This window comes from Vibrio harveyi NBRC 15634 = ATCC 14126 = KCTC 12724, from assembly GCF_001591145.1.
GTDB classification, from domain to species: domain Bacteria; phylum Pseudomonadota; class Gammaproteobacteria; order Enterobacterales; family Vibrionaceae; genus Vibrio; species Vibrio harveyi.
Map to the genome: position 1 here is coordinate 33,164 of NZ_BCUF01000040.1, position 21,121 is coordinate 54,284.

The following is a 21,121-nucleotide window of genomic DNA, read 5'->3' on the forward strand; positions in this document are numbered from 1 at the left end:
AGTTAGAACTGGTAATTCAGATCCAAAGTGTAAGAACGTCCCGGCGCCGGGTATCGACCAACAGGGCTGGTATCAATACCTCGGAAATAGTAGTCCTCATCAAACAAGTTGTTCACGGCAACATTCATACGTAGCTTACCCTTGTCATCCTTGTACAGATCAGTACCAAGGTTGAAGTTCCAAACCATGTAAGCCGGTACTTTACCCTTCGCACCTGTCGCGTCTTCGTCACTCGTATTTGCGTTGTCAGAATATGCGTCACTGAAGTAGTAGCCAGATAGTGTTGTATCTACTTTTGAGAACGCGTAGGTAGCATCCCAGCTAAGCTGATGTTTTGACGTATAAGGCAGTTGATTGCCCTTGTTGGCGCCCTCTTCTTCTAGCGTTGCGTCTAAGTAGTTGTAGCTTGCACCTAGGCTAAGTGCTTGTACGGATTCAGGAACGTAACGAGCCGATAGCTCAATACCTTGGTGAAGCGTCTTACCAATGTTTTCAAAGGTTTGGGTTGCACTTTGCCATTGTAGTTGGTCTTTAAAGTCAATACGGTACAAAGCAGCGTTAAAGCTGGTTGAATCATGTGTATAACGAGCACCCAACTCGTAGTTCCACGCAAGCTCACTGCCCTCTTTACCTAAACCTCGAATGTATGCAATTTGAGGTGCGCGCAACGATTTCTGAGCGTTCGCATAACCAACCCATCGCTCAGTCAGATTATACGCGACCGTTAGACCCGGTAGCCATTCCGTCACTTTGTTATCTGTACTCTGTGCTTTTCCTAAGTCATCAAACGTCATGTCGACAGACTCGTAGCGAATGCCCGGAGTTACTTTTAACGTATCATTAAACAGACCTACTTCATTGCTAATATAACCAGCAAACGCATCGGTATCCAAATGCCAATCACGAGGTACTTTCGTCGCACCGCCAGCAATTGGAGTTTGAGTCAGCTTGTAGTCGATGTCTTCATTTACATAGCGAGCACCAACGATCCAGTTTTGCGTCACCGCACTGCCTTCGCCAAAGTGCATCGCGAGCTTAGGTTCTACTCCATATACTTTGAACTCTCGTGGAGAAGTACGCACATCAGTTGAAGGCAAAGCTGGATCTGCCCAGTGACCACCTGCGCCATTAAAGCCCCACTGGAAGAAACGCTCAGAGTTATGACCAAAGGCTTGAACTTGCAGCTCTGCACTGTCCGCAATGTTTAAGTCTTGAATGTATTTCAAACTCCAACGCGTTGATTTCCCCTGATATTCATCGTAAGGACGCTTAGATTGGTTGCGATCTTTTTTATAATCGTCTGGCGACAAGGCACCGGGCATTTGTGTGTCCGCATCATACCTTTGAATGAATGCTTGCAACTCTTGAGTGTCGCTCAACAACCAGTTTGCTTTAACTTGGAAGTTTTTTACGTCTGTATCAGAATGTTCTCTGAAGCTTTCGCCTTTTAAAAAGTTACCTTCTAATTGAATTGCAAACGTATCCGTTAACCACCCGCCCGTTCTTAAATAGAAGTCGTTCAGTGGCGTATCGCCGCCTTCAAACACAGTTAAGCGGTTACTTATTTCAGTCTGCCAAGTGTTTGGAATCGGTTTAGTCACCAAGTTAATGACGCCACCCACGTTGTTTGGACCATATTGAACAGCCGCACCACCACGTACAATATCGATGCGATCAATCATGGATAACGTTGCTGGGAAAATGGATTGTCCGGTGTGGCCATATGGCGCCAGCGTAAGAGGGACACCATCCATCAAGAACTGAGCATGACCACTGCGACTTGCTTTTAAGCCTCGTACCGAAATGTTAGGCAATACACCAGTGCCAGTTTCATCTTGCACCTTAATACCAGGTACACTTTGCAGCGCTGAATCGATTGAATGAGCGGCCGTCTTTTCAATTTGCTCACTCGTCAGGACCGTACGTGCTCCTGGGTATTCTTTTACATCTTCTATTGCTGAATTGCCGATAACACTCGCAGTGACAACAACCGTCTCCATCGTAGTGGTTTGAGGTTCAGAGGCAGCAAATGCATTCATGGAGGTGACAGAAGCAATCGCGGTCGCAAGCACACTTAAACGCAGCTTAGCTTGGGGGTTACCATCCATATTTTGGTAAAGCATGGGGGTCTCCTTTAAGAGAAGTAAGGGTCAAAGAGAAAAAAGTGGCTTTGACCCTATGGGCTAACAATCCTCAAAACGAGGTAAGAAAGCTCGCTAACAAGTAGCGAGAATTCGAAAATAATTAGAATCGGTATCCATAGCTGAGCATGAATTCTGCTGGCGCACCGTAACCAATCTGGTTCAATCCAGACTTGCCATTGGTGGCACCTAGGATGTATTTCTCATCAAACACGTTGTAAGCGTTTGCTTGGATTTTGTGACGACCTGTTGTGTAAGCAGCCATCAAATCCACTGTAGTGTAATCACCAAGTGCCACCGCTTCATCGTTACCAGCGTAGCGGTCACCTACGTACTTAACACCACCGCCTAAACGCCAGTTGTCATCAAGCTGATACGTACTCCACAATGAGAACAGATGGTCAGACACGTCATTTGGTTTTTTACCCGTGTCTTTGTCTTCCGCATCAAGGTAGCTATAACCAACTGAGATATCCCATTGCTGCGTGATCTGACCGCGCGCTTCCAATTCGATACCCTGATGGCGAGCTTCAATCTTATTGATCACATCACCATCGATATTGGTTTGCGGTTGTTCTTGGTCGATTTGGAACACAGCAGCGTTCAGCATTAGAGCGTTGTCTAATAGATAGGCTTTTGCGCCAACTTCTTTCAGGTCGGTATGGAAAAATTCAGCCAGTTTTGGATTGATGTAAATACCAGAGTAAGGTAACTGCCATGAACGCGCTAAACTCGCGTACACAGACATGTCATAGTTAATTCGGTAGACCAAACCAGCACGGTAGCTGACTTTGTTATCGTCGAGATCTTCTTTCGCTGCCCCGGCTTTTTGCTGCTCAAGATCCATTGAGTCATAACGCACGTTACCAATCACAGAAAGATCACCAAACGTGTAAACATCTTGAATGTAGATGCCCGCTGTTGTGGTCGTGTTATCACGGAAAGGTTTAAAGCCAGGGTTTGGCGTTGGTCCTACTGTAGGGTTGTAAATATTTTTTGGAGGTAGCGTCTTGTCACTGGCTAAAGTCAAATCAATATTGATCTGGTTATAGTCTGCGCCAATCATCATTTGGTTGGATTCTGTCTCCCAAACTAACTCAGATTGCAGAGTCGTTGTTGTGCGAGGGTCGTAGCCAAAATTGTTCACCGTTTGAGAAACTTCATCACCCACAACAGCACCTTGACGAGTGCCCTTTTGTTCCAGTTCAATGCGGTTGTATGAAGCACGGTTTGTCCAAGCCCATTCATCGTTTAAACGCCATTCATAATTAACTGCCATACGAAGGCTGTCCGATTCTTGGTAGTCATTGGTTCCACCAAAGAACGTGCTTTCTGAAACGTCAACTGGCTTGCCGTTTTTTGATGGCACACCTCGGTAAGGAACTAGCTCTTGATGAGCATATTCAACATCAAAATCAATGGTATGCCCATCAGCAGGCAATACGCGAATCGTCGGTGCAATAAAGAAATCATTAGAATCGACATGGTTTACGTAAGAGTCTGCTTGGCGATACTCTAAGTTAATACGACCATTGACCTTGTCGCTAAATGCCATAGAACTATCAATCTGACCAACAAATTGATTGTTACTGCCAACACTGCCATTCACATTCGTGAAATTGTCACCATTAGCACGTTTGGTCACCAAATTAATGATGCCACCCGCCGAGCCTCTGCCATACAGTGCACCAGCAGGTCCTTTTACCACCTCGACACGTTCAATGTTTGCCAGACTACGGTAGGACTGCAATGTACCGTCATCTCTCATTCCATCACGATACATATCATTAAGGGCGTCGAATCCACGAATCACAAACTGATCTCGGCTACCCTCGCCTAAGGTATTGTTCACACCAGCGACACCATCTAGCGCGTCAACTAAGCGCACTGCTCCGCGATCTTGCATTTCAGTCTTAGTCACAACCGATACCGCTTGCGGAACGTCTAACCATTCAACGTCCGTTTTGGTGCCTGACTGTGGCATGTGCTCGGCGTAACCTTCGTACCTATGACCAACAACTTGTACGGTTTCATTCGCTTCAACGTTTTCTGATGCCGATACACTCGGCACGACTGCCACTGCAGTTAACGTTCCACCTATAGCTAATGCTAATGGGGACAAGGTCAACTTCATTTCCATTTTTTTAATTCCGTTAGTTTATAAAATTGCCAACAGGTGCGAATGTAAACCAATATCATTTGTGTTTGCAATATAAAAATTATGATCTATATTTGTTTGCCCCATGTAACTGGGGAAATAACAAAATAATCAATAAAATCAGAATAATAATAAAACCTTTCCCTAAAATGCCGCGAAAGAGACGCATTGGAAGCCGGCTGTGAGCACGCAGTAACAACGTTAGAAAAATTAGGAAAGTCCCATGAAATCAACGATGATCATCGTGAGTCATGTCGTTAATGATGCAGTCACCCACGGCTTCGTACCTGCAGCAAAAGCGATGGGTCTTCACGTCGTGTTGATCACTGACCACAAGCTCAACCATCTCAAGTTGGCCAGTGAAGATAACCAGTTCACCCCCGATGACATTCTAGAATGTGATGTTTTCAATCCACTTGAACTCATCGAGGTCATCACGGAGCACGAATTACACCCTAGCGCTATTTTTAGTAACAGCGATCATTTGCAAACTTCAACGGCTATCTGTGCTCAATTCTTTAACTTGCCCGCTAAAGACTGGACTGTGACGTTAAAAGCTAAGAACAAGCACCTAACTCGCCAAGTCCTCAATGACAAATCATTGCCAAGCACACCAAGTATCTTGCTGCATCAAGGTGACTCATCGCCTCGCAAGATACTCAATTTCCCTGTCGTCGCAAAGCCAAAGGAAGGCGTTGCAAGTTTGGATGTTCAACGCTGCGACACCGATGCCGCACTTGGGGATTATTGTGATGCATTCTGGCAAAAACACCCAACCACTCCTGTCTTGGTTGAAGAGTTTTTGCAGGGCCCGCTTATCACAATAGAAACATTAGGGGATGGCGATAACTTACTCGCCGTTGGTGGGTTTGATGTCGAACTGTCTGCCCCACCGCACTTTATCGAGATGGCGGCGTGTTGGAATGGTACTCACAGCGTCCAATTTCGTGACGAATGCCTCCGCCAGTTGAAAGTTTTTGGTGTCGGATTCGGCGTGTGCCATAGCGAATTTATTATCACCGATTCCGGTCCCGTGTTGGTGGAGGTCAATTATCGCAGTATCGGAGATGGACGCGAGTTTCTACTTAATAACCTGAGCCATCATCAGTGGTTTAGCACCATTTTAAAACTGCATCTTGGCGACAAACTTGAACTGGACTTCACTATCCAAGGTAGCGCTCAAGTGCACTATGTTGTCGCCGACACGAGCGGAACCATAGCAGGTACATCAACATCTTTCATTCATCAAGAAGGCGATATTGTTACGCAACAACAGGTTCTTAAGCCCGCTGGAGAGCACATCCAACAAAGCTATTCAAACAAAGACTACCTAGCCAGGATTTCCATTAGCTCACCATCCGGACAGTCATTGCAGCCTTCACTCAAACAGGCTCTCGCCACTTTCAACCTTGTGCCAGTCGAAGAGGTAACGGCATGAACGACAACGTTTTATATCTCACCCAGCGTTTAATCGATACGTGTCTACGCGAAGATTTATTTGGTTTAGTTTCTCAAGGCGCTTTCATTAATGCTTTACCCAACAAATTGAACATCAATGCTTATGGCGCAGACCAAACTTGGCTCGCCTTCTCAACACAAGATTTAAATCTTTACTTACCTGTTACGCCTTTTTATTACATGCAGCGATGGGTCTACGGCGTGACTAACCACCATGCGCCAACCTGCTGGTTTGTAGAGAAAAATGGAACCGTTGAATCACAGCAACATTACCGCGATTGGATTGAAGTATTAAAAGCTTGTGCTCACGAAAGCTCTCATTCGTTACTCGATGGATATCTACAAGAACTCGAATGTGCGGAAAAGCATAAAGGCTTATGTGACAAAGCATTCGAGCAAAACTCAGCAGCATTGATGCAGCCAATATCGGAACTCAATGGTTGGGAACGTAAACTGTTACAAGCAGACCAAATCGCTTCATATTTGGATCATCCATACTATCCGACAGCTCGAGCAAAATTTGGACTGAGTGATAATGACTTAGCGCAATATGCACCGGAGTTTGCCAAGAGTTTTACTTTGCGTTGGTTAGCCATTGATAAATCACTAGTGACCTTAACCTCTGCGCCTCCTGAGTGCTGGCCGACAATGGAGCAAGTTGGATTGCCTGCCGACTTCTCACTGAGTCATGACTTGTTCCCTGCTCACCCGTTGACTTTACGCAGTTTAGAGTCACTACCTGAAGGCGTGATTGAAGCGCCACTCGCTTTTCTTGAGGTGACACCAACCTTATCGGTGCGCACTGTGGTAGTGAACCAAACACCGAATGTTCATATAAAAGTGCCACTTATTATGCGTTCGTTAGGAACTAAGAACATTCGTCTTATTAAACCATCGACACTGTATGACGGTCATTGGTTTGAGCGTTTGTTAACGCATTTAGAGCAAAGTGATAATGAGCTAAGTGGCACGCTTTTCCACTGTAACGAAAAGCATGGTGGGCACGTTGGCGATGATAAAACGTTCGCTTACATTGTGCGCGAATACCCTGTTCACCACTGCGAAGACCAAGCATTAGTGCCTGTTGCAGCCCTTGCCAGCCCAATGCCTGATGGTCGCTTGTTCCTTGAGCATCTCGCTGAACAATACTACCAGCAAGATACATTGGCTTGGTTTACCGACTACGTTGATCTGTTATGTAAAGTGCATCTGACTCTTTGGTTGCGTTATGGCATTGCTTTGGAATCCAATCAGCAAAACGCCATCATTGCGTTCAATAAAGAAGGCAAAATGACGTTAGCTATGAAGGACAATGACGCCGCTCGTATCTGGCCAAATCGTTTCAAAGCGTTTGAACAGCATTCCCCTGTTCAGTGCGATCAACTACTGGATCAACGAATTAAGGTCGATAATGAACTCGCGTTGGGTCAGATGTTTACCACGATTACGCTACAACTGGATATTGCCGCGATTGTAGAGGCAATGGCAGCGAAAGGGATTGCTTCAAGCGCCTCTTTGTACGCAGTAGTCGCACGAAGCCTCGCTTATTATATCGACTACTTAGGCGCACAAGGTCACGAAACAAAATTGGCACGCGAACTCTTATTTGATTCCCCAGATTTGTACGCCAAATATTTGTTGAGCTCAGGGAGCCTACTTTCCAAAGAAGCATCAGGTGCAAGCGATATCAACAAATATTATGGGTTATCCGCGCCCAACTTCTTGTTGTTAACCAGCGAAGACACTCAACATGCTTATCTCACTGCCATTAAACAGAGCGTGAGCTAATTAATCATGACCAAACTCATCTACAGCGTACTGCTTTGCCATTTTATCGCTGCATTTGCTGCGTTAGGCATGCCGTTGTTCTTACCGATGGTGTTACCCACTTTGGGAGCCCACATAAATGCAGACTGGGCAGGTGTTTTGTTTATTCTCCCTACCTTCTGCACTGCTATGGCCGCTCGTTTTTGGGGGCAGTTTGCCGACCAATACGGCAGACGCCGTTCTCTACTGCGCGCTCAAGTTGGTCTCGCCGCTGGGTTTATGCTGTGTGGCTTAGCAACAACGCTACCTATGTTTGTGTTTGGTCTCATTATTCAAGGAACGTTTGGCGGAACAATGGCAGCGTCTAATAGCTACCTTTCAAGCCAAATAGAAGATGCGAAAGCGCTGAGTAAAACGCTCAATAAAACCCAACTATCTGCTCGTTTGGCTCTGATAGTGGCACCCATTGGGCTAGGATGGACGTTATCGGAATCCAACCCGCTGAATGCATACCTGTGGTTAGCCATATTGCCACTTGTGGCATTTGCGATCACGCTTACCCTACCCGTCGATCAAACCGAAACGCCTTCCCCCCAATCGGACGCTCTTGTAGACAAATCTGATGTTATGTCGGACTGCTCGTTACGTGCTCTATATTGGGTTTTTGGCGCTCAGTTTAGCTTTGCTTTCGCTATGGTAGTGACCTTCCCGTACTTCTCGCCTTATGTTGAGCAATACGGCAACGTGAATCCGGCATGGATCGGCTTCTTGTATGCGCTTCCGCATGGTGTTTATCTTGTGTTTGCAACCAAGATTCATGCACTTTCAGAGAAGATCAACCGCCACCAGCAGCAACGTACACTTTGGTTGGGTTTTGCCTTACTCTCTCTCAGTTGCGTCATGCACCTCGTTCAACATGAAGTCTTATTGATCGTAGCTCGCATCGTGTTTGGCTGTGGCATGGTTTGCTGTTACCAAGGTTTACATCAAGCGCTTGCAACCCGACTTAATAGGCAACAATGCGGCAAAGTGTTTTCTCGCTTTGATGCAATGTCTAAATGGGGCGGAGTTGCCGCAGGTCTTAGCGCATCTTCTATTATCCGCTTCTATTCGCTCGACGTTCCTTTTCTCCTTTCTGCGTTGGTCAGTGCTTTGACTCTTATCGCACTGATCATCCATTCTAAATTTGGGCATCAACATGTTACAAACGCCATTGTCTCCAAGTGAAACGCTTGCGAAAAGCCAAGCACAACTCAACAATAGAAAAGCTCAGCTCAACACCATAACGGGCGTCGTCAACTGCTATCTACGCGAATACGCGATCCCTAACAAGCAAGTTGAATGGCAGTACCGTTCAACATCTTTACCACAAACATTGAAGCGTAACTATTCACAACAACAGCGCGTGGGCATTCATCTTCCCCATCAAAACGGTGTTTTGTTGTTGCCTGCTGAGTACGTGAGTCAGCTTGGTAAAGTCAAACTGATTGATATGCCCTGGAGCAAAATGCCGGGCTCTGGATGGCATAAATTAGATGCAATCCAAACACTGACACTGTTACTGAACTATCTAAAACAAGTGTTAGCGATTCCATTCAACAACGAGCTTGTGGCTCAAATGGAAAACAGCCTGTTGGTAACGGAGCAATTTCTAAACGCAAACACAAGACCTCAACAGCACAATGCTTTTATTGCTTCAGAGCAGTCATTGCTTTGGGGGCACTCCTTCCACCCAACGCCAAAAAGCCGTTCCGGCGTGAGTATGGATGATCTATTAGCATGCTCACCAGAAGTGGGAGCCAGCGTCCCGCTATATTGGTTTGAAGTGGATAATACATTGCTCGATGTGCTTCGCTCGGATGAACGTCATACTCCTAAGTCGATGATTGAGCAATTGGCACCAGAAAAGCCGCACTCTGGAGACGCCACCCTCTACCCTTGCCATCCATGGGAGAGCTACACGATCTTGCAAAACCCATTAGTTCAACGAGCGATTGAACAAGGCAAAATGACGCCACTAGGGCTAGGCGGAGAAAAAATGCTGCCGACATCATCGGTGCGTACCATGTACCACCCTGAAACAGAATGGTTCGCCAAGTTCTCGATTAACGTCCGCTTGACCAACTGTGTACGTAAAAACGCATGGTATGAACTCGATAGTGCGGTGCAATTGAGCTCGATTTTGCATCCGATAAAAGAAAGTGAGCAGTTACAGAATCCGGTTTTCAAAGTGATGACGGAACCTTTTGCCACCACCATCAACTTGGAATCGATTGATTCCGAGCAAAAAGAAGATCTGACGAAAGCCCGAGAGTCGTTTGGTATCCTATATCGAGAAAACCTATCCTTGTGTGAAATTGATGTACTAGAACCAACGTTAGCGGGAGCACTATTTGCCTATGATCGCAATGGCGACAGCTGTATCGCTGCTCAATTAGAAACCAAAGCACAAGCATCAGAAACAACGTACCACGACATCGCGATTTTATGGTTTGAGCGCTACTTACACTGCTTAATTCCCGGCGTATTCAACTACTACTTTAAACATGGCGTCGCATTTGAGCCTCATTTGCAAAACACACTCATTGGGTTTGAAAAAGGCATGCCTTGCTGCGTGTGGATACGCGATCTAGAAGGCACCAAATTGCTTCCAGAATTCTGGTCACCGGAGTCATTGAACCAGCTTTCTGAACTTGCTCGCCAATCGGTTTATTACAGCCGGGAGCAAGGTTGGAATCGTATTGGTTACTGTACCTTCATCAACAACATCAGTGAAGCCATTTTCTTTATTGCGGAAGGAGACCAAACGCTTGAGAAAACGCTTTGGAACTCGGTTAAAAGCGCAATTGTTCGCTGGCAATCCGTCAATGGCAAACAACCTGAGCTTGAATCCTTGATAAACGGCGGCAGTTTCCCGAGCAAAAACAACTTTACTACGCGCTTAATGCAAAGAGCGGATAAAGAATCCAACTACACCCAAGTTCCAGTGCCATGGGCGAATCACCAAGGAGCCAATCATGCTTAATTCTTCACAGCTTCCGTTGCACGTCCAACAAGAAGTTTTGCAATTGGCAGAGCAACACATGCAGCCACTATGTGCCTACCTTTATGACCTAAAGGCGCTGGAGCAACACATTAAACAGATGAAACACGTTCTACCCAAAAATGTTGAGCTGTTTTATGCCGCGAAAGCCAACCCATCAGAGCCAATCTTGAAAACACTCGCGCCTTATGTCGACGGTTTCGAAGCTGCGTCCGGCGGAGAGCTTGCTCATCTGCACGAACAGCAACTCAATATGCCCTTGATCTTCGGTGGTCCGGGCAAAATGCCAAGCGAACTTAAGCAAGCGATTGAGCTCAACGTAGATGCAATTCATGTCGAAAGCCTCACTGAATTGCATCGCATTGGTGCATTAACAGAAAAGCTGAACCGTTCTGCCTCGATTTTTCTACGAATGAACATCGATATTGGCGATATCACCTTAAGCAAACTCGCCATGGGTGGGAAACCCACGCCTTTTGGATTGGATGAAAGCGAGTTAAGTAACGCACTCACTCTGCTGCGTGATTTTCCAAACGTGCACCTAAAAGGTTTCCACTTCCATTTAATGTCTCATCAACTCGAGGTAGATCGTCACCTAGCATTAATGCAACGTTACTTCCAAGTCGTTAAAGCTTGGCAAACACAATTTGAGCTGGATGAAGTAATGATCAACCTTGGCGGAGGTATGGGCATTAACTACCAAAATGATGAGCAGCACTTCCCTTGGATTGAATTTTGCGACAAGTTAGAGTTTTTGATCGCGAAAGAACAAGTTCAAGATTGGAAACTGCGATTTGAATGCGGACGTTACATCTCTGCACCATGCGGCTATTACGTTATGGAAGTGTTAGACATCAAGCAAAACTTAGGCGAGAACTTTGTCATTGCGCGTGGTGGTACACATCACTTCCGCACCCCTGCGGCACAAAGTCACGATCATCCATTTGCGATTTTAGCGAGTAATAAACCCAAAGTCATATCACAGCCGATTACGCACTCACACGCGACATTCGTCGGTCAACTTTGTACGCCAAAAGACGTTCTTGCTAGAAATCAAAACATTACTCACCTCGATATTGGAGATTATGTCGTGTTCACGCTTGCTGGCGCCTATGCTTGGAACATCTCTCATCAAAACTTCTTAATGCACGAACCTCCACTATTCCACTATTTCTAACACTCGCTATCAAATAGTTCCGTAGAATAAATGGTTCCACAGAATAAGCCCCTATCGCTAGGGGCTTTCATACCGATTTTTTATGGCACATTTCTCATCAAGTTCATGTCACAACTCGTATACACATACTGATTTGCATACTTTCTTGCGGCGATAAAACGCTCAGGCTTTCACAACCAAAGTTATGCGCATCAACATAATGACTTTGAGGCTCAAGGCAAAGAAAGTTGCTTTCACCCGAGGGCTTATAAACTTGCAGGTAACGACAAGGGCTCGACACTAATACCGACACGCCATTTTTGTGCCTTAGCATCGCCCTAACTCCGCTATCACTCATCTGATATCCATTATTGATCCATAAATCGGGCACTGTTTTTTCGCTATTGAAGTTGTAATCTGAAGGTATTTGCCTAACGAAACGATCAGGAAGATTCTGCTTATCTTCAAACCAAAAACCTATCGCCGGGAACTCTACAAGTGTATCTTGCTGAACTGAGAAAAATGGATGGAAGCCAGCCCCGAAAGGAAAAGCATCATCCCCAAGGTTGGTCAGAACCATGGTAACAATAAGGGTGTCATCACACAGTTGATAAGACTGTTTGGCATGGTATTCACATACGCCGTCGATACTTGACGTTAACTCTAATTCCAAAAAGTCATCACCTGCGTTTTTGGTCAGTAATCCCCAATCAGAAATCCATCCATTTCCATGCAAGAAAAACATATCATCGATGGCACGACTAACCGGCAGCACGACTTTATGCCCACGCCAAACAAATTGATTTCCGCGAATACGATTCGCCATTGGCAGCATGGGAAACATACTTGAATCTCCGGCAAAGCCGTTGGAAGTATTGACTCTGGCTCTCAACACATCAAAGGTGAATCCGTTAATATACTGAAATGAATCAACGCACCCTCCAGCCTCATTCACGACCAACTTCAACTTGCCATTATTCAGAGTGTGAGTAGCCATCGATAAACCTTCACTTCATTATGATATGTTTGTTTATAGCTACTTTATGCAGTTAGATATTCAACAACTGATAACAAAGTCACAGAGATAACTAAACAGAATTTAGTTAGCGCCTTCTACGTTAAACCATCCAAGAGCCATGTTCGAACAATGCCTAACAAACCATTTCAATCTGGCGCCCATAAGGGGTTGAATAATCAAAAAGTTCGACACTACAACTGTCGCCTTGTGATGGCATTGCTGTATAAAAGCAAAGGCATGACCAAATCAGAGTTAGCTCGTGAAACGCAACTTAGCATTCCTGCTATTAGTAAGATTGTTGATGCTTTAGTTGAGCAAGGTCGAGTAGAAAACTTCAGTGTATCCAAAGCAACAAAGGGTAACTTTGGCGGCTTGTACAAAGTATCAAGTGATCGCCCTTACACCGTGTGCATGAGTGTTTCCCCTACCCGTATCCAAGCGGTAATGGTCGATAATGAAATGACGCCCTCTTCGGACTTTATTGATCAAGCCATTACCCCACAAACACCTGATGAACTAATTGAGGATATCGTGACGGCTATTGTTGCTTGCCGTCAGTCCAAGCCAAATACTAGTTATCGACTCTCTATTGCCGTACACGGGCAAGTGGATACTCATGTAGGATCTTCCATGCGAATGCCGCAAGCTCCTTGGACACAACCTATCGAGCTAAAATATCTTCTTGAGCAACGCTTGCTCGTTGAGGTCCTAGTCGACAATGATTGCGTCATGCTAGCCTTAGCTGAAAAGTGGTTAGACGGGCATCACGGTGAAGATTTTTGCGTACTCAACGTTGATTACGGTATCGGTTCTTCTTTCTTGATCCACAATGACATATACCGAGGAAAGATGTTTGGCAGTGGGCAGATTGGTCACATTAAAGTCGCGAATAACGGCATCATTTGTGGCTGTGGTCGAGAAGGTTGCTTAGAGACGGAAGCCAGTTCCACAGCGCTTTGTAAGCAATACCTTTCCCGTCAGGAAAACGCATCCAAGCTTGTGCATATCGATGACTTTGTATTCGATGATTTTGTTAAGCTGTATCAAAACGACGACCCAATTGCACAGGAAGTTGCAATGCACGCAGCCACAATTCTTGGACAATCTCTCTATAACTTTCTTATCACACTCAACATCAACAAAATCATCTTGTATGGAAACACTTGTGCTCTAGGTGAATGTTGGTTAAAGACAATCACGCAACAAACACTCATTAATCCATTCGAAGACGAGAATGCTCGTAAACAAGATCTCACCGTAGTCTCGTTCGGGCATTTAACGCAAATTGAGCGAATAGTCGGGATGAGCTACCTATGGGTTGAGCAAGAGTTAGATAACCTCTATACGTAACTCCCAATTTAAGCGCAAAGAAGGTCACCTTAATAGCGACCTTCTTGAAGCTTACTCTGTTATTTTCACTCAATAGAAAGCACTGAGTGAGTTATGCGTTCACCTCTTTACCTACCGCAGCTTCACGAGTAACAAGGATTTTTTCCAGTTCTTCCAAAGAGCGCCCTTTCGTTTCTGGAACGCGTTTGTAAATGAACACAAAACCACAGGCACAAATAACACCGTAAAGTAGGAAGGAACCTGAAGCACCTAACCCCGCATTAAGCAGTGGGAACGTATAAGTGAGTGCGAAACACGCGACCCAAAGTGCCAACGTGCTGACCGACATCGCGGTGCCACGAACCTTATTCGGGAACATTTCAGAAAGAAGAACCCAAGTCACTGGTGCCAACGTCAAAGCATAGATAGAAATCGCGATAAGGACGAGCATCAATACCGGCAAACCAAGCATTCCATAGGCATATGCGGCTGACATCAAACCATAAATCACCGTCAAGCCAGCCGACCCGATAATCATCAACTTACGTCGACCAATTTTATCAACAAAAGGAATCGCCAAAATGGTGAACACGAGATTGATCAATCCTGTTGCAACGATCGACTTCAAGGTATCGTTGATATCAAAGCCTGCAGAGGCAAAGATTTCCTGTGCATAGTTAAAGATGACGTTGATACCACACCACTGCTGGAAAGCAGCAAGAACAACACCGATCACCAAAATTGGCTTCACATCTGGCTTAAACAACGCACTAAACGGAAGTGAACGAGTTTCTGCAGACAAGGTACTTTCGATCTCTTGCACAGTGCGAGACGCATAACTTTCGCTACCAATACGCAGTAATGTAGCTTTCGCTTTGTCTACCATGCCCATTTTTACTAACCAACGTGGAGATTCAGGCACAACAAACATGAGCAGTAAAAACGCAAATGCAGGCACAAGTTCGGCGCCAAACATGTAACGCCAACCCATTTGACCATTCCATGATTGCAAAATATCCGCTTGCGCTGCATTGGAAGCAACAGGCTCCGCAATCAATAAGTTAATGATTTGAGCAGCAAGCACACCAATAACGATGGTCAGTTGGTTTATCGCGACAAACTTTCCTCGTTTATCAGCAGGTGCAATTTCAGCAATGTACATCGGTGACAATGCTGACGCTAAGCCAATACCAACACCACCTATAATTCGGAACACCACAAACGCATTAAAACTATCGGCAGCGGCCGTTCCCCATGCAGAAATAACAAATAACAGTGCCGCTAAAATTAACGGACGTTTACGCCCATATTTGTCAGACACGGTGCCGGCAATAAATGCCCCAACCATACAGCCGATTAACGCTGAGCTCATTGCCCATCCAGACAATGACGCATTCGTAATGTTGAAATAAGCCTCATAGAATGGTTTGGCACCACCGATTACGACCCAATCATAACCAAATAATAATCCACCACAGGCGGCCACCAGACTGATGAGCCATATGTTTCTCATATTGAGTTGATCGCTTGTTTTACGCATAGTAAATCCTTGTAGAGGTACATATCTATTAAAGTTATTGTTTTAGAGTCACCCCAGGTGATAGGTCACCCGGAGTGACCTATCCATTAATTTTGACTGTTACAGCCAAACGCATAGCGATGTTGTGCGATTTCTTTTAATAGATTCGCTTTTGTATGAGCAGGCGCTTGTCCTAACAGTGCCTGCAATGTAAGTTCAAAATCTTCAAATCCATGACGTTCATCTATCAAAGCTAAGCCAAATTGACCCATTGCTTTTACAAATAAACAGTGTTGCTGATGTTCTGTTGTTAAATTGCTATCAAAGACAATTAACGCTGGGAGTGATACAGCAAAAAAGTCGACCTCTACGGGCGCATTCCATTCTGAGTCCGCCCAAGACACCATATCCTCAAACAGTGATACTGCTTGTGCGGTATCTCCCAATTGGTGCATTGCAGCCGCTTGATAGAACAAGTAATCAGCGGGTTGATCGTTATAGTAACGGCTTTGGTTAATCTCTTGTTTACCTTGAGTTGCAAGAGCAAAGTGCTGATTGGCACACTCTCTTTCGCCTAACTCTTGGTAGCAACGGCCTAAGAAATAGTGGATATCATTGTCAGTTTGACCAACGAGGCGACCTTCACCCAAATTTGTTGGATAAGTCAGAGCGTCATTCAATAACTCAAGCGCGTTATTGAAGCTTCGTTGTTGCATAAACTGCAATGCGTATCTCAGCTTATTGACAATGAACTGCCCTGTCACCTTACCTTCTCCCCCCTCCCAAGGGTGGAACTGCCTTGTAGATAAGCATGTCTGTGCAAGTTCGAGCTCACCACAGATGTTATACAAATTAAGCAACTCTGCAGTTAAGTCATCTCGCTGATTGACCACTTCTAGATTTGCCCTCAAGAAAGCAAGTCGTTCTAATGGCGTATCACCCGCCGCTTTTTTCAAGTAATCCAGTTCATAGAGAACTCGGGCATCGCTCGGAGACAATTCGAATGCTAACCCCATCAAAGAAATCGCTTTATCCAGCTCTCGACGCTTGTTATAGGCATGGACAGATAGATTTCGAAGTACGGGCGCATAGTGTGAGTTGAGCCTTAGTACTGTTTCCCAATGATATACCGCTCTTGAATAGCTTCGTTTCGCATAGAAGAAGCAACCCAGTAGATATTGGGTAAAGTAATGCCCTGAAAAAGCACTTAAAACTTCAACTTCGGCTAAGGTATTCGGAAATAAAACATTGTCGTTAAATCGATCGGCAGCGACATCTAATAAGGCTTCCGCCTGTTCGGGTTCATCGACTAAATACGCTTTATAAATCAAACTCATTGAACCTGTGCTCTCGTTCAGAGCTAAGACCGCTTTAGCGCGTTCTTTTGCATCAATCGAAAGATAAAAGTTAACAAGATGAATCGTGTTAGCTTCTCTTTGATTCATGAGTTGCTTAAACGCCGATAAGTCAATATCAGAGCGAGTTAACTGATACTTTTCGAATGAAATACCATAACCAAGAGGCTGCATCTCACTTTGTTCATCAATAAAACGAAGAGCCTCAGCGTGTCGGTTCAATGCACTAAGCAAAAACACCTTCAATGTTGCAGCTTGGTAGTGAGTACCATTTAGTTCCAGTGCTCTTTCCGCGTATTCTAATGCTTCATTTAAACGGTCTTGCTTTGTGGCAATGCGAGCAGCGGCGAAAAAGCCAGTATCACGACAATTACTACTCCACGTTGCTTTAAATACATCGCTAAAGGCAGAATCAAGGCGCCCCAGTTTTTCATTTGCACAGCCACGAAGGTAGCTTGCTCTGCCGCATAAAGGGTTTTTGTTGAGCTTGTGAGCACGCTCCAAAGCGGCATCAGAATATTTAAGTGTGCCTTGATAATCCGCGCGATCATAAGCAAGCGAAGCCATCGCGACGTTGGTTGCATAATGATTTGGGTCGCGTTTGAGGGCTTCTTGGTAGTAGTCCGCTGGATTACTCGTTGCATGGTGATATTGCTGTAAATGCTGTCCAATGAAATACAGTTCTTCTACGCTCGATACATCTTCAGGTTTTTCTGGTGCGGAGGCAGGATCGGGCGTTGGTTCATCTTTAGCGTCAATATGCTCTAGATAGGACAGGCATACTCTCCCCTCCTCATTCAAGATTGTGATGGTTAAGCGCGTGCTCTCAGCAAGCTCTATGCTTTCTTCAACCACATCACCTGGAGTCATTGTCAGTTGGTGTTTAGCAAGTACACTCGCTTTGTCCGAAATAACCACCTCGTAGTTGGCAATCTCAGAAATAGCGTAAACTGCCCATTTAACGAAACTCCCGCTTCGATCCAACTTAATCGCGACTTCCGTGTTCGCATTATGAACGTTGTCTAAATTGCTATATGGAAGGAAGTGTTGAGTGAATTTTTTCTCTTCATGACTATCAATCCAAGTAAAATCCGGTTGGTTATCGGTGTAAACCCCAGTCATCAATTCGATGTAAGGTCCATTGCTGTCGGTCAACTGGCGATCCCAGGCTAATCCAAAATCACAGTTTCCCCATGTCCATTGCTTTTTGCCAGGAGAGACATGGTGATTAGCCACATGCAACAACCCTCCTTTCTCATCATGACTGTAAGCGCCAACAAAGTCATAAGCGGACTTATCTGCCATATAAGAAGTAGGAACCGGCAAATTCTTGTAGCGAGAGATGTCCGTACCCGGCGAATAGTCGACTTTGTAATATTCCCCAGTCGCTATTGGGAAATCCGAAACATCTCGTTTGCCATGGTCATATACCGCAGTGACGTCTGGTGGGAAGATACTTTGATGATCATCACCACCTTTTACCGCGGGGTTAGACCACCATAGGAACTGTCGAGGAGTATCGTTGCCGTTATATACCTTGCCTGTTATCTCGACAAGCGCCTTGTTCGGATAAAGTTTGAAGCCAGCGGTTACTTGCAAACCGTACATATGTTCAACTTCACCAATCCAAACGGTAACGGCTCCATCTTCATGCTCTTCAATCTTAAAATCTGTAGGCATGAACGTTGTCGGACGATGATGTTGAGGCCAGTTAAACTCGATACCTCCAGAAATCCAAGGACCAAGTAGTCCAACTAAAGCCGGCTTAACGACTTCGTTGTAGTAAATAAAATCACGCTTTTTCATCTTGTCGTACGCACGATGAATGCGCCCACCAAGCTCAGGCAATAGCATGATTTTTATATAATCATTTTCGATATATACCGCTTGATATGTCTGTTCTATTTGATGATCAGATATACTGTCGATCACGCCGTAAGGGTATACGGAGCCAGAAGAGCCTTGATAAACACGGTTTTCCAAAAATAACGGATTCGAGTCAACTTTGCCCGTCGGGTAAGTCGGTAAAACAATCTCTTCTACCCGTGCTTTTGCATTCGTACTCATAATCTAAAACTACCTGTAAGTCGTTGTGATTGATTTACAGGCAGTATAAAAAGCGAACAGCAAAAAGGATGTATGAAGCAATCACGTGGTTAACTAAACGAAGTTTAGTAATAAATGTGACACTAAGACACTGGCTTTATAGAGCAACGTAAACTAGGTTGACAACCAGTACAAATACGATCAGTTATGTTAGAAACTAAAAATCGATCAAAACATCAAATTTATTTGTAAATAGATCTTCATATAAGTCTTTAGAAAAAAACATTCCCTTCTTCATTTGTAAAAAATGAAATTTCATATCGTGATATTGGTTCTGACTTATAATAACCAGACAAAAAACCATCTGGCTTAAAATAACGAATTGATATAACACCCTCAGTTAAATTAAGAGCATCAATATGACATATTTTCCTTTTAACATAATCATTTATAAAAATACTTAATCCGTATGTTTGGGGTATATATATATCCGGCTCAACTTTAACAAGTCGGATTTTATAATTATCCAAGCTAACTAGGTAATCAATTTTAAGCTCCGCATAATTCATGACATTTCCCATTCAACTGACCAATCGGAAGCCTTTTGATACTTTGCATATGAAAAGCTCTTAACAGAATTGATTTTCTCTATAATTGATTTATGAAAAAAAACAATGATAGATCCATAAGAGGGCTTGAATACCAACCTTTCCTCGATGGGTATTTCTGATAATAGATCAAAGTTAAACCCCTTAACTTCATCCTCTATATCGATAATGTTATAACAATGAAGATAAACAAACTCTTTCTCTTTGATCTTAGCAGGAACAAGTGAGTTTTTGTATAGCATTAATTCTGATAATACTGCAAGAAAATCCAGGTCAAATAATATCTCAGTGTTGACAGAAACATCAAACGGAGCATCGATAGCGCTAAAACTCTTTAAGCTAATAGATTCAAAGTTAACATGCATGGTTGTAGATATCGCTTTATCCATTAACAAACTAAATCCACGTTCATTTTCCATGTTTACTACAAAATTCACCTTTGAGTAGTCATTTGATAACACATAATATTCTTCACTAATTGGCATTATATACAACCTTTGAATTTTCTATTTCATAGATAGTTAACAACCTAGAATGGTCACTTGTCATTAAGTCATTTTTATTAAATGGGTAACTGTGCGATCTTGCTTCACATTGACTCCCCTCTTCCTTAAGACTTTCTTTTTCCACACCACCACAGCCAATATTTCCTTTCAAATAATCAGCTCCTGTTTTATGTAAAACGATCTTAAAATTGGTTATATATTTCAATTTTATAGCTGATATGTAATCGATATTAAGTAATACTTTCTTTTGTTCTTCTAAGGAATCACCTGGGCATGCCCCTTACTTAACAAAAATGAGATCATTTTTTTATCAGCATTGATGATATTACATGATAAGAAGGCGAGTCTTCAATAGTCGGTATTGCGTCACTAGTATGACTACTATAATGAAGAGGTACATTCAATTGACAAGCGACTTGAGGAGACGTCGGCAAACCAACGATATTCCTCGGATGATTTACATTGTACTTACTAAGAAGCAATAATGTTCTATAGTCACTTTTTAGTGTTTTTAGTGTTTTTAGTGTTTTTAGACTTGCCACTGATATGATGTGATGCCCTGTGATATGACTTGATAAAGCTTTGGAGTGCCACGGATGTTTATCTGGGTACTTGATACTTGGCTTCAAAACCTTATTAGCAATAGGCCAATAGTCTTTTCGTCCCAAGACACCTTGACTACCAATTTTAATGTTCTTAATTATCTGACTTTTGTTTTCTTTTTCGTATAGCTTTACAGATAAAAGCTTTGCCATTAGCGCTGTCATTATTTTTTCCTAGAGCCTTGCCTTGCAAGGGTTAAGTTTGCTTTTCTTATTTTTTCCGCACAAATTACATACATAGTCTGCTTTGTTTTTGTCCTCATTCGCCTTTGCAGAGTTCTTTCCTGACTGAGCAGACTCACCCGTATTATGTTTCACTTTTGCTGGATAAGTTTTCTCGCCCTTACCTAAGATGCGAGCAAAAAGATCATCAAACTCGCCCATCGCTTCTTTAAGCTTGTCCGGTACCATCTTA

15 protein-coding genes and 1 pseudogene are annotated in these 21,121 nt (G+C 43.9%); 6 read left to right on the plus strand and 10 right to left on the minus strand.

Annotation, left to right across the window (positions count from 1 at the left end; translation table 11 throughout):
* Positions 1-2: 2 nt before the first annotated feature.
* Together VHA02S_RS18635 and VHA02S_RS18640 are read right to left on the minus strand one after the other, a co-directional pair.
* On the minus strand, positions 3-2,123 hold the full coding sequence (locus tag VHA02S_RS18635; protein WP_038898744.1) for a TonB-dependent receptor family protein: 2,121 nt from the start codon (positions 2,121-2,123) through the stop codon (positions 3-5).
* 121 nt (positions 2,124-2,244) lie between these two features.
* Positions 2,245-4,281, minus strand: a complete 2,037-nt coding sequence (locus VHA02S_RS18640) for a TonB-dependent receptor (RefSeq protein WP_029789870.1) — start codon at positions 4,279-4,281, stop codon at positions 2,245-2,247.
* 241 nt (positions 4,282-4,522) lie between these two features.
* Here VHA02S_RS18640 and VHA02S_RS18645 point away from each other — a divergent pair, with 241 nt between their 5' ends.
* Genes VHA02S_RS18645 through VHA02S_RS18665 form a run of 5 tightly spaced genes read left to right on the plus strand, consistent with a single transcriptional unit; the run spans position 4,523 to position 11,744 of the window.
* Positions 4,523-5,737 carry an ATP-grasp domain-containing protein gene (locus VHA02S_RS18645; protein WP_038898745.1) on the plus strand — a complete coding sequence of 405 codons (1,215 nt, stop codon included), beginning with the start codon at positions 4,523-4,525 and terminating at the stop codon, positions 5,735-5,737.
* On the plus strand, positions 5,734-7,545 hold the full coding sequence (locus VHA02S_RS18650) for an IucA/IucC family protein (protein WP_038898746.1): 1,812 nt from the start codon (positions 5,734-5,736) through the stop codon (positions 7,543-7,545). The genes VHA02S_RS18645 and VHA02S_RS18650 overlap by 4 nt, the downstream gene beginning before the upstream one ends.
* A gap of 6 nt (positions 7,546-7,551) precedes the next feature.
* Positions 7,552-8,751 (plus strand): MFS transporter, encoded by a 1,200-nt coding sequence (locus VHA02S_RS18655; protein WP_038898747.1) that lies wholly within the window; start codon positions 7,552-7,554, stop codon positions 8,749-8,751.
* Entirely contained in the window at positions 8,723-10,549 is a 1,827-nt protein-coding gene (locus tag VHA02S_RS18660) for an IucA/IucC family protein (RefSeq protein WP_038898748.1), read from the plus strand. The genes VHA02S_RS18655 and VHA02S_RS18660 overlap by 29 nt, the downstream gene beginning before the upstream one ends.
* A complete protein-coding gene (locus VHA02S_RS18665) occupies positions 10,542-11,744 on the plus strand; it encodes a type III PLP-dependent enzyme (RefSeq protein ID WP_005449429.1) in 1,203 nt (400 codons plus the stop codon). Before VHA02S_RS18660 ends, VHA02S_RS18665 begins: the two co-directional genes overlap by 8 nt.
* A gap of 103 nt (positions 11,745-11,847) precedes the next feature.
* Here VHA02S_RS18665 and VHA02S_RS18670 read toward each other — a convergent pair whose 3' ends face one another.
* Positions 11,848-12,720: an aldose 1-epimerase gene (locus tag VHA02S_RS18670; protein WP_038898749.1), complete on the minus strand. Its 873-nt coding sequence runs from the start codon at positions 12,718-12,720 to the stop codon at positions 11,848-11,850.
* Positions 12,721-12,870: 150 nt separating this feature from the next.
* On the opposite strand from VHA02S_RS18670, the gene VHA02S_RS18675 reads away from it, so the two are divergent.
* Positions 12,871-14,091 (plus strand): ROK family transcriptional regulator, encoded by a 1,221-nt coding sequence (locus VHA02S_RS18675; RefSeq protein ID WP_045487629.1) that lies wholly within the window; start codon positions 12,871-12,873, stop codon positions 14,089-14,091.
* Between the two features lie 91 nt (positions 14,092-14,182).
* Here the strand turns inward: VHA02S_RS18675 and VHA02S_RS18680 are convergent, their stop codons facing one another.
* From VHA02S_RS18680 to VHA02S_RS18705, 7 genes and pseudogenes are all read right to left on the minus strand, one after another.
* Positions 14,183-15,610 carry a sugar porter family MFS transporter gene (locus VHA02S_RS18680; RefSeq protein ID WP_005449432.1) on the minus strand — a complete coding sequence of 476 codons (1,428 nt, stop codon included), beginning with the start codon at positions 15,608-15,610 and terminating at the stop codon, positions 14,183-14,185.
* 86 nt (positions 15,611-15,696) lie between these two features.
* On the minus strand, positions 15,697-19,011 hold the full coding sequence (locus VHA02S_RS18685; RefSeq protein ID WP_038898750.1) for a DUF5107 domain-containing protein: 3,315 nt from the start codon (positions 19,009-19,011) through the stop codon (positions 15,697-15,699).
* 251 nt (positions 19,012-19,262) lie between these two features.
* Complete coding sequence (locus tag VHA02S_RS18690) at positions 19,263-19,559, minus strand: hypothetical protein (protein WP_038898751.1); 297 nt, start codon at positions 19,557-19,559, stop codon at positions 19,263-19,265.
* On the minus strand, positions 19,556-20,083 hold the full coding sequence (locus tag VHA02S_RS18695) for a hypothetical protein (protein ID WP_038898752.1): 528 nt from the start codon (positions 20,081-20,083) through the stop codon (positions 19,556-19,558). The genes VHA02S_RS18690 and VHA02S_RS18695 overlap by 4 nt, the downstream gene beginning before the upstream one ends.
* A complete protein-coding gene (locus VHA02S_RS26375; protein ID WP_227740462.1) occupies positions 20,073-20,255 on the minus strand; it encodes a hypothetical protein in 183 nt (60 codons plus the stop codon). The genes VHA02S_RS18695 and VHA02S_RS26375 overlap by 11 nt, the downstream gene beginning before the upstream one ends.
* Before the next feature lie 148 nt (positions 20,256-20,403).
* A complete protein-coding gene (locus VHA02S_RS26380; RefSeq protein WP_227740463.1) occupies positions 20,404-20,871 on the minus strand; it encodes an AHH domain-containing protein in 468 nt (155 codons plus the stop codon).
* A gap of 9 nt (positions 20,872-20,880) precedes the next feature.
* Positions 20,881-21,121: pseudogene (locus VHA02S_RS18705) on the minus strand (hypothetical protein); the annotation flags it as partial.